This window comes from Xanthomonas sp. SI (assembly GCF_014236855.1).
In the GTDB taxonomy this organism is placed as follows: Bacteria; Pseudomonadota; Gammaproteobacteria; order Xanthomonadales; family Xanthomonadaceae; genus Xanthomonas_A.
In genome coordinates, this window is sequence record NZ_CP051261.1 from 609706 (window position 1) to 634082 (window position 24377).

The 24377-nt window shown below is 68.1% G+C and carries 19 protein-coding genes; 14 read left to right on the plus strand and 5 right to left on the minus strand.

All coding sequences use genetic code 11. The features are described from left to right. Positions 1-96 precede the first annotated feature (96 nt). From HEP75_RS02715 to HEP75_RS02730, 4 genes are all read left to right on the plus strand, one after another. Positions 97-2082: a peptidoglycan-binding protein gene (locus HEP75_RS02715; protein ID WP_185825345.1), complete on the plus strand. Its 1986-nt coding sequence runs from the start codon at positions 97-99 to the stop codon at positions 2080-2082. A 97-nt stretch (positions 2083-2179) separates the two neighbouring features. Next, the gene (locus tag HEP75_RS02720) at positions 2180-2389 is read left to right on the plus strand and encodes a hypothetical protein (RefSeq protein WP_185825346.1); all 210 of its coding nucleotides are present in this window, start codon (positions 2180-2182) and stop codon (positions 2387-2389) included. Positions 2390-2432: 43 nt separating this feature from the next. Then, positions 2433-2978, plus strand: a complete 546-nt coding sequence (locus tag HEP75_RS22225) for a lysozyme inhibitor LprI family protein (protein ID WP_255423973.1) — start codon at positions 2433-2435, stop codon at positions 2976-2978. 49 nt (positions 2979-3027) lie between these two features. Continuing rightward, a complete protein-coding gene (locus HEP75_RS02730) occupies positions 3028-4413 on the plus strand; it encodes a peptidoglycan-binding domain-containing protein (RefSeq protein ID WP_185825347.1) in 1386 nt (461 codons plus the stop codon). Between the two features lie 325 nt (positions 4414-4738). Here the strand turns inward: HEP75_RS02730 and HEP75_RS02735 are convergent, their stop codons facing one another. Continuing rightward, entirely contained in the window at positions 4739-5650 is a 912-nt protein-coding gene (locus HEP75_RS02735) for a LysR substrate-binding domain-containing protein (RefSeq protein WP_185825348.1), read from the minus strand. Between the two features lie 109 nt (positions 5651-5759). On the opposite strand from HEP75_RS02735, the gene HEP75_RS02740 reads away from it, so the two are divergent. The 9 genes from HEP75_RS02740 (at position 5760) to HEP75_RS02780 (ending at position 13956) form a co-directional block, all read left to right on the plus strand. Further along, the gene (locus HEP75_RS02740; protein ID WP_255423974.1) at positions 5760-7364 is read left to right on the plus strand and encodes an MFS transporter; all 1605 of its coding nucleotides are present in this window, start codon (positions 5760-5762) and stop codon (positions 7362-7364) included. Between the two features lie 226 nt (positions 7365-7590). Continuing rightward, positions 7591-8313, plus strand: coding sequence for a M15 family metallopeptidase (locus HEP75_RS02745; RefSeq protein WP_255423975.1), 723 nt, complete (start codon positions 7591-7593; stop codon positions 8311-8313). A gap of 31 nt (positions 8314-8344) precedes the next feature. Next, complete coding sequence (locus HEP75_RS02750) at positions 8345-8542, plus strand: CPXCG motif-containing cysteine-rich protein (RefSeq protein ID WP_185815081.1); 198 nt, start codon at positions 8345-8347, stop codon at positions 8540-8542. 200 nt (positions 8543-8742) lie between these two features. Continuing rightward, complete coding sequence (locus tag HEP75_RS02755) at positions 8743-9132, plus strand: hypothetical protein (RefSeq protein WP_185822031.1); 390 nt, start codon at positions 8743-8745, stop codon at positions 9130-9132. Between the two features lie 225 nt (positions 9133-9357). After that, complete coding sequence (locus HEP75_RS02760; protein WP_185825350.1) at positions 9358-9717, plus strand: EF-hand domain-containing protein; 360 nt, start codon at positions 9358-9360, stop codon at positions 9715-9717. A 244-nt stretch (positions 9718-9961) separates the two neighbouring features. After that, the gene (locus HEP75_RS02765; protein WP_185825351.1) at positions 9962-10375 is read left to right on the plus strand and encodes an EF-hand domain-containing protein; all 414 of its coding nucleotides are present in this window, start codon (positions 9962-9964) and stop codon (positions 10373-10375) included. A 22-nt stretch (positions 10376-10397) separates the two neighbouring features. Further along, positions 10398-11165: an HAD family hydrolase gene (locus HEP75_RS02770; protein WP_185825352.1), complete on the plus strand. Its 768-nt coding sequence runs from the start codon at positions 10398-10400 to the stop codon at positions 11163-11165. Positions 11166-11551: 386 nt separating this feature from the next. Continuing rightward, positions 11552-12028, plus strand: a complete 477-nt coding sequence (locus HEP75_RS02775; RefSeq protein WP_255423976.1) for a hypothetical protein — start codon at positions 11552-11554, stop codon at positions 12026-12028. 566 nt (positions 12029-12594) lie between these two features. Continuing rightward, positions 12595-13956, plus strand: a complete 1362-nt coding sequence (locus tag HEP75_RS02780) for a VOC family protein (RefSeq protein WP_185825354.1) — start codon at positions 12595-12597, stop codon at positions 13954-13956. 459 nt (positions 13957-14415) lie between these two features. Here HEP75_RS02780 and HEP75_RS02785 read toward each other — a convergent pair whose 3' ends face one another. The 4 genes from HEP75_RS02785 to HEP75_RS02800 all read right to left on the minus strand — a co-directional run bounded on the left by HEP75_RS02785 (position 14416) and on the right by HEP75_RS02800 (position 22612). Beyond that, positions 14416-17547: an efflux RND transporter permease subunit gene (locus HEP75_RS02785; RefSeq protein ID WP_185825355.1), complete on the minus strand. Its 3132-nt coding sequence runs from the start codon at positions 17545-17547 to the stop codon at positions 14416-14418. A gap of 148 nt (positions 17548-17695) precedes the next feature. Further along, positions 17696-20938 carry an efflux RND transporter permease subunit gene (locus HEP75_RS02790; protein ID WP_185825356.1) on the minus strand — a complete coding sequence of 1081 codons (3243 nt, stop codon included), beginning with the start codon at positions 20936-20938 and terminating at the stop codon, positions 17696-17698. A 63-nt stretch (positions 20939-21001) separates the two neighbouring features. Continuing rightward, entirely contained in the window at positions 21002-21250 is a 249-nt protein-coding gene (locus tag HEP75_RS02795; RefSeq protein ID WP_185825357.1) for a hypothetical protein, read from the minus strand. Between the two features lie 111 nt (positions 21251-21361). Continuing rightward, positions 21362-22612 (minus strand): efflux RND transporter periplasmic adaptor subunit, encoded by a 1251-nt coding sequence (locus HEP75_RS02800; RefSeq protein ID WP_185825358.1) that lies wholly within the window; start codon positions 22610-22612, stop codon positions 21362-21364. Positions 22613-22898: 286 nt separating this feature from the next. On the opposite strand from HEP75_RS02800, the gene HEP75_RS02805 reads away from it, so the two are divergent. Then, positions 22899-24209 carry a M20 family metallopeptidase gene (locus tag HEP75_RS02805; protein ID WP_185825359.1) on the plus strand — a complete coding sequence of 437 codons (1311 nt, stop codon included), beginning with the start codon at positions 22899-22901 and terminating at the stop codon, positions 24207-24209. The last annotated feature ends 168 nt before the right edge of the window (positions 24210-24377 follow it).

The window sequence follows — 24377 nt, forward strand, 5'->3', positions numbered from 1 at the left end:
CAGTTTTGTTGACCGCGCACTAACAAGCTCACGGACGAGCTCGGTTGACCTTGTCGGCGCACGCCGCCGTATATCAACCTCAAGGAGTAACACGAGATGGCACGCGATTACACGAAGGCCGAGAACCTCGACATCATCGAGCGTGAGGCCAAGGAACGCCACATTCCGGTCGACGATTTCATGCGTTTCGCCTATATCGAAACCGGCGGCAAGTTCAACGAGCAGGCCAGCCGCGGCCAGAACGGCGCCAAGGGCCTGTTCCAGTTCACCCCCGGTACTGCAGCGGCCTACGGCATCAGCGGCCGCGAACTGGATGCGGTCGCCAATACCGACGCCGCGGCGCGCCTGTACCAGGACAACCAGCATGCGCTGACCCGGCAGCACGACAAGGACCACCGTCCGTACCTGTCCGGCAAGCCGCAGCCAGATGGCCTGGACATGTACATGGCGCACCAGCAGGGTGCCGGCGGCTACCGCTCGATCCAGGCCGCGGTCGCCACCGGCAGCTTCGCGCGCGAAGACACGCGGCCGAACATCCTCAACAACGTGCCGCGCGAAAAGGATGCGGGCGGCGCCAAGCAGTTCGAGGCTTACACCGGGTCTTCGCTGGCCGAGTTCAAGAAGATGTCCGACCAGGACATGGCCAAGACCTTCCTGAAGTACTGGGACACCAAGTTCGACCACATCGCGATTCCGGAAAAGGGCATCAAGCCGGTTACCGAGGGCCATGCCCCGCAGCCGGTCCCGCCGGGTCGCATGCAGCCGCATCCGCCCGTGCATCCAGCCGCACATCCGGCCACGACTGCCGCGACTGCCAAGCAGGACGGCCACGACGGGATCAAGCTCACCGCCGCGTATGAGATGGGCATCAAGTACGACGACGTGAAGTACGCGATCAACATCAAGGGCCACAGGCTTTCCCACCCCGGCGTGGACGGCAAGCATCTCGAGCAGGGCTACATCGATTGCTCCGGCTGGGTGACCGAACTGCAGAACAAGACGATGCTGGAGATCAACAAGAAAGCTGGCCACGAGGTGTTCGGCCAAAAGGATCTGTTGACGCAAGGCATGGTCGGCTCCGGCGACATCGTCAAAAAGGCTTCGCTCAGTTCCGGCGTGCTGCTGCAGGGCCAGGACGTGTTCAAGCCCGGCGCGCTGAAGGAAGGCATGGTCATCGGCGTCGATGCCAGCCACAAATCGGGGCATGACTACTGGAACGGCATCGACCACATCATGATGGTGGTGCGCGACCCGAAGAACGGCGAGCTGCTTGTCAGCCAATCCACCGGCAGCAAGGGCGTGAACACCATGCCGCTGGACGATTACCTGGCCGGCCACAAGAACGCCAAGCTGTTCGCGTCCGACCCGCTGGCCAAGGCGCGCGACCTGCTGCAGGACCGGCAGCAGACGCAGTCGCAGAATCACAGCCAAGGCCATGACGCGCGCACCTCGCTGAAGCCGGGCGAGCAGGGCCCCGACGTGAAGGCGATGCAGCAGAGCCTGATCGAGCACGGCATCAAGGACAACAGCGGCAAGTTGCTGACCGGCACAGGCTACTACGGCGACAAGACCAAGGAAGTGGTGGCCAACCTGCAGCGCGAGAAAGGCATCGAGCCGACCGGCATCGCCGACAAGGTCACCCTCGATGCGCTGAGCAAGCTGCAGACGCAGAGCAAGGCCGAGGCCAAGGCCAACCCGGCCGCCGCCGAAGCGCAGCGTGCCGACAATCCGCTGTTCACCCAGGCGCTGGAGAAGCTGCAGAAGCAGGGGCCGAACGGCGGTTTCAACAGCCGCGAGGAAATGCAGCGTGCGGCCGGGCAGGTGGCGTTCGAGGCCAAGGTCGGCGGCATGTCGCGTATCGACGATGTGGTCCACAGCACCGACGGCAAGGGCCTGATCGCGGTGGAGCGCAACCCGAACAACCCGCACGACGTGAACCGCGCCTACGTGGACAAGCAGCATGCCGCGACGGTGCCGCTGGAACAGAGCCAGCAGCAGCTGGTAGCGGAAACCCAGCGGCAGGCGCAGGAGCAGACCCAGGATCAGCGCACCCAGACGCAGTCGCAGACACCGACGCGCTGATGCGTGCTGCCAGCATCGGCTGCCGCCGTCACGCGGATGGCAGCCGATGCCGGTTCGATCATCGATCGGGCTGGCGTCCACGCGCGCTCGCGGCTGCATGACGTTCCTGCTTGGCGACGCACGCGGCATCGAGTGGATGCCGCGTGCGAAGCGATCGATCGTGCCCGTGAAGTGGACGTTGCGCATGCAAGGCGCTTTGCGGCTCGTCGAGACGTTGTCGGCAGCCTGTCTGCGTTGTTTGAACGGCCGTGTAGCGGTGGCGTCGCAATCCGACGATCCGATGGACATGGTTTCGACGATCGTTTAGAACTGCCCTCCCTTACACGCATCACCACAAGGCGAATTCCAAAGTGGCCACCGTCAAGGTTCTTCCTGTTTCCTGCCTGCTCGTGCTCTGCGGTCTGACCGCGGCGTGCAACGGCGGGTCTTCCGCGCCGGCGCCGGCTGCGCAATCCGCCACCGCTGCGCCAGCGACCGCGCCGGCATCGCCCGCGAGCGACGCGCCTGCGTCGAATCCGCAAACGCCGAGCGCGCCGTCCACCGAGGCGGATGCCGCCGCCGCGCCATCGAAACCTTCAGGAGAAAACGTCGTGCTGCGACCTTCCTATGACGCCTGCATCAGCGCCGCCGCCGGCGTGACCCCGACGATGCAGGACTGCATCGGCACCGAATACGAATACCAGGATGGCCGCCTGAACACGGTCTACAAGGCGCTGATGGCCAAGCTGGGCGACGCGGAAAAGAACGCGCTGCGCGAGCAGCAACGCAAGTGGATCGCCGATCGCGACGAGCAGTGTTTCTACGATCCCGACAGCGGGCAGGCGGGGCGTGTGGATGCCGCCGAATGCCGTCTCGACATGACCGCCAAGCGTGCGGACGAACTGGAAGCGCGCTGATTCCTGCTGTGGTTTTTGCGATGAACTTTTTTAGACAAGGAGATGGACGATGAGCGACAAGGATTGGGAACTGGGTCAGACCTCGAAGCATTACGAAACCGGCGGACGCGGCGCGAGCACGGTGTCCTCCGGCATCGACGATCCGGGTGGCGTGTCATACGGTTCCTACCAGATGACCTCGCAGGTCAAGACCAAGGAAGGCACGGTCATCGTGGGCGGGACGGTCGCGGCTTTCGTGAAGGACAGCAAGTACGCCGACGACTTCGCCGGCCTGAAGCCCGGCTCGGCCGACTTCAGTGCGAAGTGGAAGGAGCTGGCCAGGACCGACGACAGCTTCGCGCAGGAGCAGCACGACTACATCAAGCGCACGCACTACGACAAGCTGGTCGACCGGTTGCAGGACAAGGGCGTGGACCTGTCCGACCGCGGTCCGGCGGTGCAGGATGCGCTGTGGAGCACGGCGGTGCAGTACGGCCCCGGCAGCGACAAGAAGCCGGGCGGCTCGGGCGTGTTCCTGAATGGACTGGAAGAGAAGTTCGGCAAGGACTACGACCTGTCCAAGCTCTCCGACAAGGACATCGTCGGCGCGGTGCAGGATTACAAGGCCGACCACGTCAAGGGACTGTTCCCGCGGGTGGAGAAGCAGAGGACCCTGGATTCGCTGCAGAACCGCGCCGAGAACGAGAAGGCCGACCTGCTCAAGCTGGCCGACCAGGACAAGACGGTCACCCGGACCGGCGAGCAGCCGGCCAAGCATGAGCGGACGCCGCAGCCGGACAAGTCCCACGGCGGCAACGGCCCGCACGCCGACAACGGCGACGGCGTGCTCAAGCGCAACGAGCAGGGCGCCGCGGTGAAGGACATGCAGGAGAAGCTGTCCAAGCTCGGTTACCTGGACGCGAAGGACGCCATCGGCACCTACGGTCCGAAGACCGAAGCGGCGGTGGAGAAATTCCAGCAGGACAACCGGCTCAAGGGCGTGGACGGCAAGGCCGGCCCGGAGACGCTCGCCTCCATCGACAAGAACCTGCAGCGGGAGCAGGGCGTGGAGCAGTTGCGCCGCGACAATCCGATGTTCGACCAGGCGGTCAAGCAACTGGAGAAGCAGGGGCCGAACGGCGGCTTCGGCAGCCGCGAAGAAATGCAGCGCGCGGCCGGCCAGGTCGCGTTCGAGGCCAAGGTCAACGGCATGTCGCGCATCGACGATCTGGTGCACAGCACCGACGGCAAGGGCATGATCGCGGTGGAGCGCAACCCGAACAACCCGCACGACGTGAACCGCGCCTACGTGGACCGGCAGCAGGCCGCGGCGGTGCCGCTGGAGCAGAGCCAGCAACAGCTGGCGGCCGAAACCCAGCGCCAGACGCAGGCGCAGGAGCAGACCCAGGACCAGCAGCGTACCCAGTCGCAATCGGCGCCGTCACAAGGGCGTTGATCCCTAATGGCGCCGGCGGTTGTCGCCGGCGTCAACTGCACCGCAACAGGCCACGGCCCGGTTTAACTGGGCTGGCGGCTAACGTTTCGAGTGCAGAGGGAACGGACGCGACGCAGTCGCTCGTGTTCGCGCCGGCATTCGATTTCGCTTGTCCCGCCATGCAGCGCCGCGTATCGGCAGGGCTGCATATTCGAGGCGTTTGCGATGCGGAAGCCGTGTCGTCGTCTGCCTGATGCCCGAAAAAAACATAACGTTCGGACGCCAACGCCAACGCCAACGCCAACGCCAACGCTGACGCTGACGCAAGCGCCAGGGATGCTCCAGCTCATCGCCCCGGCTGTTCGCCGCGCGTGCCCAGGCTGGCCGAGAGATGGTCGATCCACACGCGTAGTTTGGGCAACACGTGGCGGTGCGAAGGCCACAGCATCCAGAACGTGCCTTCGACGACGTTGTAGTGCTCCAGCGCCGTCTGCAGCAGGCCCTGCTGCAGGGCGTCTTCCACTGCGAAATCGGGCAGGTAGGCGATGCCTATGCCGCCGATGGCCGCGCTCAGCGTGGCTTCGATGCTGCCCAGGGTCATGGTGGTCGGCACGCGCAGTTCGGCCGGGTCGGCACCCGCTTCGCTCAGGCGCCACTCCTGCAGCTTGCCGCTCGACGGATACTTGAAGCGCAGGCAGCGATGAGCCGCCAGGTCCTGCGGGTGCGCGGGCATGCCGTGGTGGGCGAAGTACCGCGGCGAGCCGCACAGCTTGAAGCGGAAGGGACACAGGCCGCGCGCCGACAGCCGCGAGTCCGCCAGCGTGCCGCTGCGGATCGCCATGTCGAAGCCTTCGTCGACGACATCGACCAACCGGTCGCTGAAATCGATGTCCAGCTCCACCTCCGGATACGCCTGGACGAAGGCCGGCAACACCGGCATCAGCAGCCGGTGCCCCGCGGCGGGCACGCTGATGCGCAGGCGTCCGCGCGGCACGGTCGCGTTCTTGCCGAGCGCGGCCTGCGCATCTTCCAGATCTTCCAGGATCCGGCGGCAGCGCTCGAAGAACTGCATGCCTTCCTCGGTGAGGGCGATGCTGCGCGTGCTGCGATGGAACAGGCGCACGCCGAGCTTGGCCTCGAGCCGCGCGATGCTCTTGCCGATGGCCGAGGGCGACAGCCCCAACACTCTGGACGCGGCGACGTAGCTGCGCGTCTCGGCTGCACGGACGAACGCGGTCAGCCCGCTCACATGGTCCATTGTCTCGGCCTTTGCGAAGATGAAATTGACGACAATTTGTCGTTTCTGTCGGGAATCGCGGCTTGTTCCAAGCCGATTGGAGCCATCCTATCTTTTGTCGATCCATTTTGTGGATGCGCCCGACAAAGGATCCGACATGCATTTCCCTAATCCCACGCACGCTGCCAAAGCGAAGAAATGGCTGCTTCTCGGCGCGGTACTGCTCGCTGCCTTGTCCATGCCGCTGAGCTTCACCGGTCCGGCGGTGGCGCTGCCCGCCATCGGGCAAAGCCTGGGGGGTAGTCCCGTCGCCCTGAACTGGGTGACCAACGCCTTCATGCTGGGCTTCGGTGGTTGTCTGATGGCGGCCGGCGCGCTCGCCGACCAGTTCGGCCGCCGCCGCCTGTTCGTTCTCGGCGTGGGCGGTTTCGCCGCCGCCTCGTTGGCCCTGGTCTTCGTGCCGGACATCGTCTGGCTCGATGCGCTACGTGCCGTGCAGGGCGTGGCCGGTGCGGCGGCCTTTGCCGGCGGCGCGGCCGCCCTGGCCCAGGAATTCGACGGGCATGCGCGCACCCGGGCCTTCAGCCTGCTCGGCACCACCTTCGGCGTCGGCCTGGCGTTCGGGCCGGTGCTCTCCGGTTTCCTGATCGAGCGCCTGGGATGGCGTTCGGTCTTTTTGAGCGTCACCGCGCTCGGTGCGTTGGCGCTGCTCTGCGGCTGGCGCTGCATGCCCGAATCGCGCGACCCGGATGCGCAAGGGTTGGACTGGCTCGGAGCTCTCAGTTTCACGGCGGCGTTGACGCTGTTCACCTATGCGTTGCTGCAAGCGCCGGAGCACGGTTGGAGCGACCTCACGGTGGCCGGCCCGCTGGCCGCTGCGGCCGTGCTGCTGGCGGCCTTCGTGCTGATCGAGACCAGGGTGAAGCGGCCCATGCTGGACCTGTCCTTGTTCCGCTACCCACGCTTCGTCGGCGTGCAGTTCCTGGCGGCGGCGCCTGCGTATTGCTATGTCGTGCTGCAGGTGCTGTTGCCGGCGCGCTTCATCGGCATCGAGGGCTACAGCGCGATGGCGGCCGGACGCATGATGATCGCGCTGTCCGCACCGATGCTGGTCGTGCCGATCCTGGCGGGCATGCTGACGCGCTGGCTGTCGGCCGGCCTGATCTCCGGCATCGGATTGTTGACCGCCGCCGGCGGCCTGGCGTGGCTGGCGCAGTGCGTGCCGGGACAGCCTGCCGCGCAGTGGTTGGGACCGCTGCTGGTGATCGGTCTGGGTACCAGCCTGCCCTGGGGGCTGATGGATGGCTTGGCCGTAAGCGTGGTGCCCAAGGAGCGCGCCGGCATGGCCATGGGCATCTTCAGCACCACGCGCGTGGCCGGCGAAGGCGTGGCGCTGGCCGTGGTAGCCGCCATGCTCGCTGGCCTGGTGCAGTCCCGCCTGCGCGGCGCGGACCTGGTGGATGGCGCGCAGGTCTTGCCCGAGGCCGCGCAGCGCCTGGCGATGGGCGACCTGGCGCATGCCGCGACCGTGTTGCCCGGTATCGATCAGGTCTTGCTGGTGCACGGCTACGGCGACGCCTTTCGCATCCTGCTCTACATCCTCAGCGCAATCACGGTGCTATCGAGCGGCATGGTCTTCGGTTTGCTGACGCATCGCCCGGTCCAGGAAGCAGCGTCGGAGCGTGCGCAGCAGCCGTGGCTTGACGCGAAGCAGAACAGCGGGCCTGCGCCGTAGACCGCGCGCAAGCCATAGGCAGGGGCGACGCGTCGCGGGCGCACGACGGCGGGCACCATGAAGAACGGCGTCTGAGTGGTACGCAGGCGATCGCCTCCGTAGGTGCCTCGCGATCGAAGCAATGGCGGGGGATGGGCCGTCACGCGGCGTGATGGCCTATGCTGGGTCCATGACGTCTTTCTCCTCCGTTGTGCCGCATCCCGTGCCGCGTCAGCAGCGGCAGGCATTGCGCGCACGCCGTGTCGCGCTCGTGCTGCTCGCCGCATGTGCCGTCGCCGGGCCGGGCAGCGCGCTGAGCGCGGCGGTCACGCCGGCCGTGTCGCCGGCGACCACGCCCGCGCAAGCCGGGTTGGTGGACGTGCACGAGGTCGCGCCGGACATCGCGATGGACATCCGCTACGCCGGCCACGACAACTTCACCGGCCGCCCGGTGCCCGGTTACGGCGCGCCGAAGTGCTATCTGCTTGCCCCGGCTGCGCAAGCGCTGGCGCGCGTGCAGCACGCGTTGCGCGCCGAGGGCTACAGCCTGCAGGTGTTCGACTGCTACCGGCCGCAGCGCTCGGTGCGCGCCTTCGTGGCCTGGGCGGGCGACCTCGGCGACCAGGTCGCCAAGGCGCGCTACTACCCGCACCTGGACAAGCGCGTGCTGCTCGGCGACTACATCGCCGAGACCTCCGGCCACAGCCGCGGCGCGACGCTGGACCTTGGCCTGCTCGACTGCCGCAGTGGCCACTGCGCGCCGCTGGACATGGGCACCGGCTTCGACTTCTTCGACCCGTTGGCGCACACCGACGCGGCAGGAATCGATGCGGCCCAGCGTGCGAACCGCCAACGCCTGCTGCGCGCGATGGCGGCGCATGGCTTCGCCAACTACCCGCTGGAGTGGTGGCACTACACCTTCCAGCCCGAACCCAGCCCCGGCACCGCCTACGACGTGCCGGTACGCTAGGGCTTCCCATATCGCTTCATAGGCCAAGCTCATGTCCGGCATGCAAAGCTTCATCGACCTGCAGTGCCCGTATTGCGGCGAATGGATCGACCTGGCGCTGGACCCGTCGGTCGAGACGCAGCAATACGTGGAGGATTGCCAGGTCTGTTGCCGGCCGATGCTGGTGACGGTGCGCTGGGACGAAGACGGTGCGCCGGTGGTGAGTGCCAGTGCCGAGAACGATGGCTGATGCGTTTCCTCTCGGTCGATCGCCGGGGGTAAGCGCGGACTCCTGGTGGCCTCGGGGAATGGTCACGGCAGAAGCCTTTGACATTGCGCTTTGCGAGGATGCCCGAATGCGTTGTGGGGATGGCGACGCTTAGTTAGGACCGCACGCAGGCAGCCACACCGCCTAGACTGGCGCTCTCCTCGCCACCAGGAAGCACCGCAATGAACCTGCCGCTGCACTTCGGCCTGCTGGGCTCGCTCGAAGCCGGGCTGATCGCGTTCGCGGTCGGGTTCCTCGTGTACGCGCTGTGGCACCGCCTGTGCCGCTGGCTGCAATGGTCCGAGGGTCATGCGCTGGGCTGGTCGTGCCTGATCGCGGTCGCTGTGTCGGCGGGGATCGATTGCTGGAACCTGTTCTACACCGGCATCGTGCGCCTGGAGTCGCCGTTGTACGCGCGGCTGGCGCTGGCCAGCATCCACGATCCGAACGAGTTGGGCTCGCGGGTGGTGCTGGAAGTGTCCGGTGCGCTTGCCGGTGTCGCCGCGGCCTGGGTTGCGTTCAGTTCGCGTTCAAGCGAAAAATCCGGCGACGACGAGCGCCAAATTGGGTGAAACACACGCTTTTTTTCCAAGTTCCGAACGTCTCGAACGAAGGCCTTACCACCGGCTCACCAGTCGCTAACCAAGCGGGTAGCGCGTGTTTTGCCCGAGGTGGTTAACGAAGCGTTGCCTGCGGTTTTTTGCAAGGGAATGGATTCAGCCTGGCACGGGCACGGTGTAGCCATGCACCGGATTCAACCGGGCATGCCACAACCGAGAGAGCACAGGAGACCACCCATGAACATTCGCAACCGCACGCCGCTGATCGGGGCCGCCGCCATTCTCGCCGCCGCACTGGCCATGCCGGCCTTCGCCCAGGATGCGCAGAGCGATGCCGCCACCCAGGCGCAGTCGCCCACCAGCGCGACCGGGCAGTCCGCGCAATCCGGCGCTTCGGGCGGCGGCCAGACCTGGGCCGACGTCGATACCGATAGCGACGGCGCCATCAGCAAGCAGGAAGCGCAGGTCAATGCAGGCCTCAGCCAGATCTTTGCGCAGGCCGATGCCGATCACAACGGCAAGTTGACCCCGGACGAATACAAGGCGTATGTCGCCAAACAGCAGCAGGGCGGCGCCGCCGGCAGCAACGGCCAGTAACGTCGACGACGGCAAGGCGCCGCGGTCGGTACGCGCATAGACGAGGACTCGTGCCGATCGTGGCGCCGAGACGACGTAACTGGCCTGATCGAACGTGACAGAGACGTATGAGGAGGGGCGGCCTGGTGCCGCCCTTCCGCTTTTTTGTACTGCAACCGAAGAATCGGCTTGGCCGGGCATCGCTGCGGCCATAAGCGGCGCCGCAAGGAGTAGGGTGTCCATTCGCCGTTGGATGGGGCCGCCCATGAGTTCTTCACGCTATTCGCTGCGCCTGTGCCTGGCGTCGTCGTTGGCGGCTCTCGCCGCAACCGGCATGGCCGCGCCGCAGCAGGATCCTGCCGCACCCGTATTGCCCCTCCCTGTGCCGACACCCGCGCCCACCCCGGCGCCGGCCCCGCTGCCGCCGTTGCCCGCGCCGCCGGCCTCGACCTTGCCGGTGCCGGCAGCGCCTGCCAGCGACACCGGCGCCGTGGCAGGCGCGCGCAGTTTCGCCGCACTGGACCTGGACCGCGACGGCCGCATCGACCGTACCGAAGCCGCCGCCGACCCGGTCCTGCGCGAAACCTTCGACACGTTCGACGCCGATGCCGACGGCGCGTTGTCGCGCGAGGAGTACGCGCACTATCAGCCCGGCCCCGGCGATCCTGCGGCGCAATAAGCGGCGCTGCTATGCTTGCCTGATGCCTACTCCTACCGCTCTGCGCTCCTCCGCCATCGCTCTGGTCGGCTTCGACGGCGACGACACGCTGTGGAAAAGCGAGGACTACTACCGCGACGCCGAAACCGCATTCGAAGCCATCCTCGGCCACTATCTGGACCTGCGCGACGTCGGCACCCAGCAGCATCTGCTGACGGTGGAGCGGCGCAATCTGAAAGTGTTCGGCTACGGCGCCAAGGGCATGACCCTGTCGATGATCGAGGTGGCGATCGAACTGACCGATGCCCGTATTTCCGCGCGCGATCTGCAGCGCATCGTCGAGATCGGTCGCGCCACGCTGCAGCATCCGGTGGAGGTGATCGCCGGCGTGCGCGAGGCGGTGGCGGCGATCGCCGCCGATTTCGAGGTGGTGCTGATCACCAAGGGCGATCTGTTTCACCAGGAGGCGAAGATCGCGCAATCCGGACTCGGTGCGCTGTTCCCGCGCATCGAGATCGTGTCGGAAAAGGATCCCAAGACCTACGCCAAGGTGCTGGCTGAATTCGGCATCGGTGCCGAGCGCTTCGTGATGATCGGCAACTCGCTGCGCTCGGACGTGGAGCCGGTGATCGCGCTCGGCGGTTGGGGCATCCATACGCCCTATGCCACCACCTGGGCGCACGAGGCCGAGCATGGCGTGTCTGCCGACGAACCGCGTCTGCGCGAGGTGGCCACGGCGGTCGAGTGGCCGCAGGCGGTAGCCGACCTGAACCGGCATGCGGCGGCGCAGGGTGTTTTGCCGCTGGGGTGAGGGCGCTTGCGGTGCCGGTTCCCTAGGCATCGATCGCCGCGCCGCCAGTGCGTGCAGCGAGTACGAAAGCAGACGCTGGTAGCGGCAGTACGTGAGCGCGCGCTTCGCGTTCGCCGGTACGCCGCGGGAGCGGCCCGAGCGGAGTGACCGCGTGCCATCGGTGCCGATTCTCCATCCGGCGCGCACTTGCGCTGAGCGTAAGCCGAGCGTGTCTGCCATGTCGGGTGGATGCGGCGTGTTGTGGGCCTTGGGGTCTTTCTTGGCGACAGTGCCGATCACGCCACCCTGACAGCGATGCCGGCATCCGGCAGAATCGACGCATGCCGTGCCGCCTGCGCTCCCTCTGCCTGATCCTGCCGCTGGCGCTATGCATGGCGAGCGCCGCAATGGCCCAGGACACAGCGGCGCCGAGCGCTGCTGCGGCGGATGCCGCCGTGCCCGGCAGCGGCGATGCCTGGATCGACCGCCAACTGCTGGACATCGACCGCTATGCCGCGCGCTATCCGGACAGTTTCCTGGATGAGGTGGCGCGCTACGCGCAGTTGCCGCGCGGCTATGCCGAGGCGCTGTTGCGCGAGCGCCGCTGGCCGCCGCGCGACATCTACTTCGCCTGCTTTCTAGCGAAGGCGGCGGGACTGCCGTACCGCGAGGTGGTGCGTGCGCGGGCCAGCGCCGGCCCGGACGCCAGCTGGGCGGACGTGGCGAACGCGTTGCAGGTCGAGCCGGGCTCGCTGACCTACCGCGCGCTGCGCCACGCCATCGTCGCCAGCTACGACCACTGGGACCGGCCGATCGCGCTGGACGCGCTGTTGCGCCGCCAACTCGGCGACCGCGCGCAGCGCGACCAAGCGGCGGCGCAGTAGACGCGGCCGACGCCTTAGAGGAAGCGTCGGCGGCGCGCGGCCGATGGGAAGGCTCCGCTCGAATGCCCGCAGAACCGAGCCAATCCGGCGAAGCCCTTGTGGGAGCGACTTCAGTCGCGACGCGTCGATCTCGCTGTGCGCTTACCAAGCCTAAGCCGACAGCCGCGGAAACCGGTAATCGCCGCCGCTGCGCTTGTCGCGACCGAACGGCACTTCTAACCTCGATTCCGAGAATTGCACGCCAGGCACATCAATGGCTTGCGAATGCTTGGGCCGAGCTTTTTGTGGCTTGGAGGTGCCCTGAAGTCGCTTCCATGGGGGCCTGCGGTCCGCTTGCAAGCCGCTACAGCCGGGCGCCTGGCGGCAAGCGTCTAGCAGCAAGCGCTTTCCTGCTGCTGACCGCCGCCGGCTCAGCCACCCAGCCAGGACCTTCCACGCCGGCTGCGCTCGCGTTCCCCCTCATGGCGGCGATCCACGCGTACGACTGGCCGCGCCGTCGCCGCAGCGCGAGAATAGGCGTTCTGCCGGACCTGGTGCCCGGCGCTACCGCCGCTCCGGATCGTCCGATGACCACTGCTTTCGTTTCGCCCGATGCCATCCGCAGTCTGTTCGCGCAGGCCATGTCCGATATGTACCGCACCGAGGTGCCGCTGTACGGCACGCTGATGGAGCTGGTGGCGCAGGTCAACGCGGCGACCCTGGCCGCCGATCCGGCGCTGGACGCGCAGCTGCAGCGCAACGACGAACGCGCGCGGCTGGACCAGGAACGGCATGGCGCGATCCGTGTCGGCAGCGCCGAGGAACTGGCCACGCTGCGCCGGTTGTTCGCGGTGATGGGCATGCATCCGGTCGGTTACTACGACCTGTCGGTGGCCGGGGTGCCGGTGCATTCCACCGCGTTCCGTCCGCTCGACGCGGCGGCGCTGGCGCGCAATCCGTTCCGCGTGTTCACCTCACTGCTGCGGCTGGAACTGATCGAAGACCCGGCGCTGCGCGCGCAGGCCGCGCAGATCCTCGCGCAGCGGCGCATCTTCACCGAGGGCGCGCTGCAGCTGATCGAACGCTGCGAGCGCGACGGCGGCCTGGGCGAGGCCGACGCGCAACGCTTCGTCGCCGAGGCGCTGGAGACCTTCCGCTGGCACGGCGACGCCACCGTGACGCTGCCGACCTATCGCGCGCTGAGCGATGCGCACAAGCTGATCGCCGACGTGGTCAGTTTCCACGGCCCGCATATCAACCACCTGACCCCGCGCACGCTGGACATCGATGCCGCGCAGGCGGAAATGCTGCGCCGGGGCGTCGACGCCAAGGCGGTGATCGAGGGTCCGCCGCGCCGGCGCTGCCCGATCCTGCTGCGCCAGACCAGCTTCAAGGCGCTGGAGGAGACGGTGCGCTTCCCGGCCGGCGACGGCGCTGCCGAAGCCGGCACCCACACCGCGCGCTTCGGCGAGATCGAGCAGCGCGGTCTGGCCCTGACCCCGAAGGGCCGCGCGCTGTACGACGCCTTGCTGGAGCGCGCGCGCGCCGCCGACGGCAGCGCCGGCGGCGACTACGCCACGCGCCTGCAGGCCGCGTTCGCCCAGTTTCCCGACGACTACGCCACGCTGCGCCGCGAAGGCCTGGGCTATTTCCGCTATGCGCTGACCGAGGCCGGCCGCGCCGCCGGTGCCGCGGCCCTGGCTGGCAAGCCGGCCGAGTCGCTGATCGCCGACGGCCTGGCCAGTGCCGACCCGATCGTCTACGAGGACTTCCTGCCGGTCAGCGCCGCGGGCATCTTCCAGTCCAACCTCGGTGGCGGCGAACAGCGCGCCTATGCCGCGCATGCCAACCGCGCCGCGTTCGAGCAGGCGCTGGGTGCGACGGTGCACGACGAATTCGCGATCTACGCAGGCATCGAGCGCGCCTCGCTGGAAGCGCTGCAGGGCTGAGCCGCCGAAAGCCCCTCTCCCGTCGGGAGAGGGTTGGGGTGAGGGTACGGTGAGAAGCGACTCGCGGAGTTGGGTGCACGAGGCTACGCCCGTACCCTCATCCGGCCCTGCGGGCCACCTTCTCCCGAGGGGAGAAGGAAACGGCCGAGCGCGCATAGCCCCTCTCCCACCGGGAGAGGGGTTGGGGTGAGGGTCCGGCGCGAAGCGTCTCGCGGAGTTTGGGCGCACGAGGCTGCGCCCGTACCCTCATCCACCCCTGCGGGGCACCTTCTCCCGAGGGGAGAAGGAAACGGCCGAGCGCGCATAGCCCCTCTCCCACCGGGAGAGGGGTTGGGTGAGGGTCCGGCGCGAAGCGTCTCGCGGAGTTTGGGCGCACGAGGCTGCGCCCGTACCCTCATCCACCCCTGCGGGGCACCTTCTCCCGAGGGGAGAAGGCACCAAGCGCCGCGGCCGACTTGGCTAGTGCGATGTAGCCGCCTGCGGTGCGGTACGCGTCTGGCGCCGCTCGCGCTTGCGTGCCCGCCGCGCGCGCCAGCGCTCGCGCAGGCACGAGAAGATCACGTACAGCGCCGGGGTGCTGAGCAGGGTCAGGCTCTGCGAGATCAGCAGGCCGCCGATCATCGCGATGCCCAGCGGGCGGCGCAGCTCCGAGCCTTCGCCCAGGCCGACCGCCAGCGGCACCGCCGCCAGGATCGCCACCATCGTGGTCATCATGATCGGGCGGAAGCGCACCACGCACGCCTCGCGCACCGCCTCCAGCGGCGACTTGCCGTGCTGGCGCTCGGCGACCAGCGCGAAGTCGATCATCATGATCGCGTTCTTCTTGACGATGCCGATCAGCAGCACCAGCGCGATCATCGAGATCACCGACAGTTCGGTGCCGGTGAGCCACAGCGCCAGCAACGCGCCCATGCCCGCGGCCGGCAGCGTGGACAGGATCGTCACCGGGTGCACCAGGCTCTCGTACAGCATGCCCAGCACGATGTAGACCACCACGATCGCCGCCAGCACCAGGATCAGCATCGAGTTCGGCTGCAGCGCCACGCCGAAGCCGCCGCCGTCGGCGATGCGGATGTCGCCGGGCATGCGCAGGCCGGCGACGGTGGCGGCGATGATCGCATCGCCCTCGCCGGTGCTGACCCCGGGCGCCAGGTTGTAGCTCAGGTCCATCGTCGTGTACTGGTTCTGATGGGTGATCTGCGGTGGCGCCAGGCCCGGCACCTGGCGCGCGACCGCGGTGAGCGGCACCATCGCGCCGCTGCGCGTGGGCACGTAGATCCGGTCCAGCGCCGCCGGCGTGGCGGTCTGTTCGGGCAGCGCGTTGACCACCACGCTGTACTGGTTGAGGTCCGAATAGATCGTGGAGATCTGGCGCTGGCCGAACGCGCCGTACAGCGCGCCGTCGATCGCGCCGATCGACACGCCCAGGCGCGCGGCTTGCGCGCGGTCGATGACGATGTTCTGACGCAGGCCGGCGGTGTCCACGTCGGTGCCGACGTCGCGCAGTTTCGGATTCTGTTTCAGCGCCGCCTGCAGCTTGGGCAGCCATTCCTGCAACTGGGTGTTGTCGTTGCCCTGCAGCGAGACGCGGTATTGCGCGCCCTGGCTGGTGCCGCCGCCGCCGTCGCTGGGCAGGTCCTGGATCGCGCGCAGGCGCAGTTGCAGGTCCGGGTAGCGGTCGGCCTTGGCGCTGAGCCGCGTCAGCACTTGCGCGGTGGTCTCGGTGCGGCCCTCGTCGCGGCGCTTGAGCTCGATGTTGAAGCTGGCGCTGGAGCCCTGGCGACTGCTGCCCAGGCGTGCGCCGACGATCTTCACCGCCGGATCGGACATCAGCATGTCGGTGATGCGGCGCTGGCGCTTGACCATGTCGGCGAAGGACACGGTGGCGCTGGAACTGGCGCGGCCCCAGATCAGGCCGGTGTCCTGCGCCGGGAACGAGCCCTTCTTCACCGCGCCGGCCAGGAACACGGTGGCGGCGATCAGCAGCAGCGGGGTCAGCGCCAGCAGCAGCGCGTGGCGCAGCGAGAAGTCCAGCGCCACGGTGTACACGCGCAGCATGCCGGCGTGCACGCGCTCCAGCCAGGCGCCGAAGCGGCTCGGCCGCTCCGGTTCGGCATGTGCGGACAGGAAGCGGCTGCACAGCGCCGGGGTCAGGGTCAGCGAGACCACCGCCGAGACGCAGATCGCCGCGACCAGGGTCACGGTGAACTCGCGGAAGAACGCGCCGATCATGCCGCTGGCGAACAGGATCGGGATGAACACCGCCACCAGCGAGGCGGTGATCGAGACGATGGTGAAGCCGATCTCGCGCGCGCCGGCCAGCGCCGCGTCCAGCCGCGACATGCCTTCGTCGAGGTGGCGCATGATGTTCTCGATCACCACGATCGCATCGTCCACGACGAAGCCGATCGCGATCACCAGCGCCAGCAGGCTCAGGTTGTTCAGGGTAAAGCCCATGACGTACATCGCCAGCGCCGCGCCGGCCAGCGACAGCGGCACGGTGGCCGCGGCGATCAGCGTCGGCGCCAGCCTGCGCAGGAACAGCGCCATGGTCAGCACCACCATCGCCAGGCTGATCAGCAGCGTGGCCTGGACCTCGTTCAACGAGGCGCGGATGGTCGGGGTGCGGTCGAAGTAGGCGGACATCTTGGTGCCCGGCTGCAGGTAGCCGCGCAGCATCGGGATCTGCGCCTTGACCCGGTCCACCGTCTCCACGATGTTGGCCCCGGCGCGGGTGAACACATACATCACCACCGCCGGTTTGCCGCCGAACCAGGCCGCCTGGTAGGCGTCCTGCTGGCCGTCGTAGACGTTGGCGATGTCGCGCAGGCGCACGGTGCGGCCGTCCTGCTGCGAGATCACCACCTGGCCGAAGTCGGCGGCCTTGGCCACCGAATCGTTGGCCACGATCGCGGTGGTGGAGCTGCCGTCGCTGAGGAAGCCGGTGGGCGAGGTCACGTTGGCCGCGCGCACCGCATTGCGCAGGTCGTCCGGGGTCAGCCCCATCGCGTTGAGCGCGCGCAGGTTCACGTCCACCCGCACCGCCGGGGTGGAGGCGCCGCCGATGTCGACCGAGGCCACGCCGCTGATCTGGCGGATGCGTTGCGCCAGCAGCGAGTCGGCGACGTTGTACAGCTCGTCGGCCGACTGGGTCTCGGAGGTCAGCGCGATGGCGATGACCGGATCGTCGTTGGGATTGGCTTTCTGGTAGCGCGGCGTGGACAGGCCCGAGGGCAGGTCCGCCTGCGCGGAATTGATCGCGGTCTGCACGTCCTGCGCCGCCGAATCGATGTTGCGGTCGCTCTGGAACATCATGAACACCTGGCTGTTCCCCTCCGAGCTGGAGGAACGCATGGTGTCGATGCCGGGGATCTGGCCCAGGTGCCGTTCCAGCGGCGCGGTGACCGTGGACGCCATCGTCGAGGCATCGGCGCCGGCCTGGCTGGCCTGCACGAAGATCACCGGGATCGAGATGTTCGGCAGCGCCGCCACGCCCAGGCGCAGGTAGCACATCATGCCGATCACGAACAGGCCGATGGCCAGCAGCGTGGTGCCGATCGGGCGGCGGATGAAGGGGCCGGAGATGTTCATGGGGCCGGGATTGGGGATTGGGGATTGGGGATTCGGAAAGCAGCGCGCTTGCACGCTCCTTGCTCGCGCAAGTCGTCAGGCGTTCGGGGGGACCGCAGGCCGTAGACGCACTGCGATTCCCGATTCCCCATTTCCGATTCCCAGCCCCTCACGCTGGCCGCTCCGCCGCCGCCACTGCCGCCTCGCGCCGCGCCGCGCGGCGTTCGCGGTAGGCACGCATCCGCTCGGAGGCGCGCTCCATGTACAGGTAGATCACCGGGGTGGTGTACAGGGTGACCAGCTGCGACAGCAGCAGGCCGCCGACGATGGCGATGCCCAGCGGGCGCCGCAGTTCCGAGCCGATGCCGTCGCCCAGCGCCAGCGGCAGCGCGCCGAGCATCGCCGCGGCGGTGGTCATCATGATCGGGCGGAAGCGCAGCAAACAGGCGCGGCGGATCGCATCGTGCGCGTTGGCGCCCTCGCGGCGCGCGTCGATCGCGAAGTCGATCATCATGATCGCGTTCTTCTTGACGATGCCGATCAGCAGCACGATGCCGACGATGCCGTCCACCGACAGGCTCAGCCCGCACAGCATCAACGCCAGCAGCGCGCCGACGCCGGCCGGCGGCAGCGTGGAGATGATCGTCAGCGGATGGATGTAGCTCTCGTAGAGCACGCCGAGCACGATGTAGATCAACACCACCGAGGCCAGCAGCAGCCACACGATGTCGGTCTGGCTGCCGGTGTATTCGGCGGCCTTGCCGATGAATTCGGCATGCAGCTGCGGCGGCAGCTGCAGTTGCTCGTTGGTCTCCTCGATCGCCGCCACCGCCTGCGACAGCGAGTAGCCCGGCGCCAGGTTGAACGAGACGGTGATCGCCGGCAGCTGCTGCTGGTGGCTGACCACCAGCGGCGTGGTCGCGATCCTGGCCTCGGCCACTGCGGCCAGCGGCACGGTGCCGCCGCTGCCGACGGCGATGCCGGTGTTCTGGTTGCCGATGCCGGTGGCGGTGGACGAGTTGCTGGAAGTGGTCTGGCCGAAGCTGGTGGCGTTGCTGGCGGTCAGCGCGCCGCTGCCGTTGCTGGTCACCGCCAGCTGGTGCAGCAGCGCGGTGCTGTTGCGGAACTGCGGCGCTACTTCCAGCACCACGCGGTACTGGTTGAGCTGGGTGAAGATGGTGGAGATCTGGCGCTGGCCGAAGGCGTCGTACAGGGTGTCGTCGATGGTCTGCATCGGCACGCCCAGCGCGCTGGCCTTGTCGCGGTCGACAGTCAGCTCCAGCGCACGGCCTTGGTTGGCCAGGTTGTTGTCCACGTCGGCCAGTTCCGGACGCTTGCGCAGCGCCTCGGTCAGGCGCGCGGCCTGGGTCGCCAGTTCGGCGCTGTCCACGTCCGACAGCGAGTACTGGTATTCGGTCGCGGCCACGCGCGTGTCCAGGGTCACGTCCTGCACCGGCTTCAGGTACAGCGCCACGCCGGGCAACCCGGCCACCGCCTTCTGCAGCCGCGGCAGCACCTCCTCCAGGCTGTCGCGGTCGCCGCGGGTCTTCAGCACGATGCTCAGCTGGCCCTGGTTGAGGGTGGGATTCATCGAGCCGGCGCCGATGAAGGCGGCCACGCCGGTCACCGCCGGATCCCGGCGCAGCGCCTCGGCCACCGCCTGGGTGCGCTGCTGCATCTGCGGGAACGCCACGTTCTGGTCGGCCTGGACCACGCCGGTGATCAGCCCGGTGTCCTGCTCGGGCAGCAGGCCCTTGGGGATCACCACGTACAGCACCACGGTCAGCACCATCGTCGCCAGCGCGATCGCCAGGGTCAGCGGCTGGTGGGCGAGCACCCAGTCCAGCGAGCGCTCGTACAGCGCCACGGTGCGCGTCCACACGGTGGTCTTGCCGGCCGCGGCCGCGCGCTCGTGCGCGTCCTCGCCTTCGGGCAGCGCGTCGGGCTTGAGCAGGTAGGCGCACATCATCGGCGTCAGCGTCAGCGACACCAGCATCGAGATCGTCACCGCGATCGACAGCACCCAGGCGAACTCGTGGAACAGGCGTCCGGTGACGCCCGGCATCAGCAGCAGCGGCAGGAATACCGCCACCAGCGACACGGTCAGCGACAGCACGGTGAAGCCGATCTGCTTGGCGCCGATCTCCGCCGCCTCCGGTCCGCTCTTGCCCTGTTCGATGTAGCGCACGATGTTCTCGATCATCACGATCGCATCGTCGACCACGAAGCCGGTGGCCACCACCAGCGCCATCAGCGACAGGTTGTCCAGCGACATGTCGGCGAAGGCCATCACCGCGAAGGTGCCGGCCAGCGACAGCGGCACCGCCACCGACGGGATGATCGTGGCCCACAGGCGGCGCAGGAACACGAAGATCACCGCGACCACCAGGCCGATGGTCAGGATCAGGGTGAACTTGACCTCGTGCACCGAGGCGCGGATGGTCTCGGTGCGGTCGGAGAACACGTCCAGGTGCACGCCGCTGGGCAACACCGCCTGCAGTTGCGGCAGGATCGTGCGGATCTGTTCCACCGTCTGCACGATGTTGGCGCCGGGCTGGCGGCGGATCTCCAGCAGCACCGCCGGCTTGCCGTCAGCCCAGGCCGCGAGCTGGTCGTTCTCCACTCCGTCCACCACCTGTGCCACGTCCGACAGCCGCACCGGCGCGCCGTTCTTGTAGCTGATGACGGTGTCGCGGTAGTCGGCGGCGCTGGACAGCTGGTCGTTGGTGCCGATGCTGTAGGACTGGGTCTTGCCGTTGAGCGAGCCCTTCGGCGCGTTGACGTTGGTCTCGGTCAGCGCGCTGCGCAGCGCCTCCATGGTCAGGCCCATGTTCGACAGCTGCGCCGGGTTGACCTGGATGCGCACGGCCGGGCGCACGTTGCCGGCGATCGACACCAGGCCCACGCCCGGCACCTGCGACAGGCGCTGCGCCAGGATCGAGTCGGCGTAGTTGTTGACGTCGCGCAGCGGCAGCGTCTCGGAGCTGAGCTTGAGGGTGATGATCGCCGCATCGGCCGGGTTCACCCGGTTGTAGACCGGCTGGTAGGGCAGCGACGAGGGCAGGGTGGACTGGCGGATCGCCGCCTGCACGTCCTGCGCGGCGATGTCGATGTCGCGGTCCATCGCGAACTGCAGGATGATCGTGGACAGGCCCGCCGACGAATCGGAGGTCATCATCTGCAACCCGGAAATCTGTCCCAGCTGCCGCTCCAGCGGCGTGGTCACCAGCGAAGCCATGGTGCTGGCGTTGGCGCCGGGGTACTGGGTGGTCACCACCAGGCTGGGCGAGTCGATCTCCGGCAGCGCCGACACCGGCAGCTGCCGGTAGCCGAGGATGCCGAGCAACAGCACGCCTGCCATCAGCAAGGTGGTGGCGATCGGGCGGCGGATGAAGATCGTCGAAAAGCCCACAGGAATATCCTTGCTGGAGAGGTCCCGGACCCGGACGGACCGGGGCCGGGGAAAGCCGTTGCGTCAGTCGTCGAGTGACATCTGGTCGAACAGGTTGGTCAGATCGCAGTTCGGCGCAACCGTGACGACGTTGCCCTGGAACGCGTATCCACGCCGTCCCCATTGCCCGTAGACGTCGGTGGCCGAGGCGATGACGGTGCGGCTCTGCAGCGCGTCGAGTGGCGGGCCGGCGGCGAAGCCTTGCTGGTCGATCAGCAACGTCTGCAGACGCTGCGCAAGCGGGTCTTGGGAGGCGATGACGACATTGGTCATGATGGGATTCCTCTTGAGGGTGACGGGCGGGGAGCGCGTGCTCCGCCCGTCATCCAGACGCGCCGCAACCGCGGTGCGAGCCGCGTGCCGCGCGTGCCGATGCCGGCCTGCTCAGCGCGGTCCGCCGCCGCGCCGGCCGCCGCCGCCGTCCTTGCGCTGCTGCTTGCTCTCGGCCGCCTTCAGCTCGGCCTCGCTCGGCTGCGGTGGCGCCTCGCCCGGCTTCAGCGGGGCGACCTTGCTGCCCGGCTTGAGCCGGAACTGGCCCTCGGTGACCACCCGCTCGCCGGCCTTCAGGCCCTGCGCCAACTGCACCTGGCTGTCGCCCACTTCCGCACCCTGCTTGACCGTCTGCATCTTGACCGTGTTGTCGCCCTGCACCACGTACACGTAGTCGCCGTCGGGGCCGCGCTGCACCGCCTGGGTCGGCACCACCACGCCGTTGTCCAGCGTGCGCAGGGTCAGCCGCACGTTGACGAACTGGCCCGGCCACAGCGCATTGCCGGGGTTGGGGAACACCGCGCGGACCTTGAAGGTGCCGGTGTCGCTGCTGATCTGGTTGTCGACCACGTCGACCTGGCCGTCGCCGGCGATCACGTGCGCGTCGCTGCGGTCCAGCGCCGCCACCGTCAGCGGTCCGGCCGCCTGCGCCTCGCGCAGGCCCTGCAGCTCGCGCTCGGCCAGGTTGAAGACCACGTAGATCGGATGGATCTGGGTGATGGTGACGATGCTGCTGCTGGTGCTGACGATGTTGCCCACGTCCACGCCGCGCAGGCCGGTGATGCCGTCGATCGGGGCGAGGATGCGGGTGTACTGCAGCTGCACCTGCGCCGCGCGCATCGACGCGTCGTTGGCGGCGACCGCAGCCTCGTACTGCGCCACCTGGTTGCGCTGCGTGTCCAGGTCGGTCTTGGCCACGTACTGGCGGTAGGCCGGCGAATCAGAGCGCTGGAAAGTGGAGCGGGCGGTGGCCAGGAGTGCCTGATTCTGGCGCTTGCTTGCCGCCGCCTCGTCGTAGCTGGCCTGCAGCGAGCGCGGGTCGATCTGCGCCAGCACGTCGCCCTTCTTCACTTCCTGGCCTTCGCGGAAGTTCAGGCTCATCAGCTGGCCGCTCACCTGCGGATTGACCGTGACCGTGGCCAACGCAGTCACCGTGCCGGTGGAGGTGGCGTAGATCGGCACCGCCTGGCTGCTGGCGGCGACCACCGTCACCGGAATCGGCGTGCTCGTGCTGTCGTCGCCATCGCCGCCCGCGCCCGCGCCGCCGCGGCCATGGCCGTGTCCGCTGCGCAGGAAGTGCGCGCCCACCAGCACCACGGCCACCGCTGCGACGATCAGCAGCGCAATCTTCCAGAAACGCGACATCCGGGGGGAACTCCTGTGGCGAGGCGGGGTAGGGGACCCTCCCGCAGTGGCTGGTGCGACAAGCGGTGAAGCATATCGCCAGCGCGTTGCGATTGGACCATGACTTAAGGGAGGGGGACGCGCGCCTGCAGCCACCGGCGCTGGTAGCGGCAACGCACCGGCAGCGGATCGGTTGACACGGATTCCTAAGGGTTTTTTCGCCGCGGCGGCGCGTTGGCCGGTGCCGGCCTGCCGCGAATGCAATACATTGACTGAACGCCTTGCAAAAACCGATCGGAGATTTCCCATGCCGCGCCTGTCCCGCCTGCTGTCCGCCCTGCTGCTCGCCGTCCCCGCGCTGGCCTGCGCCCAGTCCGCCGAACGCCCGGAAGTGGCGGCCGCGGCAGCCAAGCTGCAGGCCAAGGTGGTCGAGTGGCGGCGCGACTTCCACCAGCACCCCGAACTGTCCAACCGCGAAGAGCGCACTTCTGCCAAGGTCGCCGAGCGGCTGCGCGCGCTGGGCCTGAAGCCGCAGACCGGGATCGCTCACCACGGCGTGGTGGCGATCATCAAGGGCGCCCTGCCGGGGCCCAAGATCGCCCTGCGCGCGGACATGGACGCGCTGCCGGTGACCGAGCAGACCGGCCTGGCGTTCGCCTCCAAGGCCACCGGCGAGTACCGCGGCGAGACCGTCGGGGTCATGCACGCCTGCGGCCACGACGCCCACACCAGCATCCTGCTGGGCGTGGCCGAAGCGCTGGTGGCGATGCGCGCGCAGCTGCCGGGCGAGGTGATGCTGGTGTTCCAGCCCTCCGAGGAGGGCGCGCCGGGCAATGAGGAGGGCGGCGCCTCGCTGATGCTGAAGGAAGGCCTGTTCCGCGACTTCAAGCCCGACGCGATGTTCGGCCTGCACGTGTTCTCCAGCGTGCAGGCGGGCAAGATCGCGGTGCGCGGCGGCCCGCTGATGGCCGCCTCGGACCGCTTCAGCATCAAGGTGATCGGCCGCCAGACCCACGGCTCGGCGCCGTGGAACGGGATCGACCCGATCGTGGCCAGCGCCGACCTGATCGGCGCGGCGCAGACCGTGGTCAGCCGCCGCGCCAACATTTCCAGGCAGCCGGCGGTGCTCAGCTTCGGCGCGATCAAGGGCGGCATCCGCTACAACATCATTCCCGACGACGTGGAGATGGTCGGCACCATCCGCACCTTCGACGAAGGCATGCGCCAGCAGATCTTCGCCGACCTGAAGACCGTCGCCGAGCACACCGCCGCCGCGCACGGCGCCAGGGCCGAGGCGCACGTGCCCGACCAGGACGGCAACCCGGCCACGGTCAACGACCCGGCGCTGACCGCGAAGATGCTGCCCAGCCTGCAGGCGGTGGTCGGTGCCGACAACGTCTACGAGCCGCCGCTGCAGATGGGCGCGGAAGATTTCTCGTTCTACGCGCAGCAGGTGCCGTCGATGTTCTTCTTCGTCGGCGCCACCGGCCCCGGCATCGATCCGGCGACCGCACCGAGCAACCACTCGCCGCAGTTCCTGCTCGACGAATCGGCGCTGGATGTGGGCCTGCGCGCGCTGCTGCAGGTGTCCTTGGACTATCTGGGTGTGAAGCGGTGATTCGGGATTGGGGATTGGGGATTCGTCAAAGCAGTTGCCCGCGGCGGCGATAGCGCCGCACGCTTTGGCACTGGATCCGATTGGCAAAGCCGCAGCTCGCGCAGTGCGCTTTTACCAATCCCGAATCCCGACTCCCCAATCCCGACATCTGTATACCTGCCAGCCAGA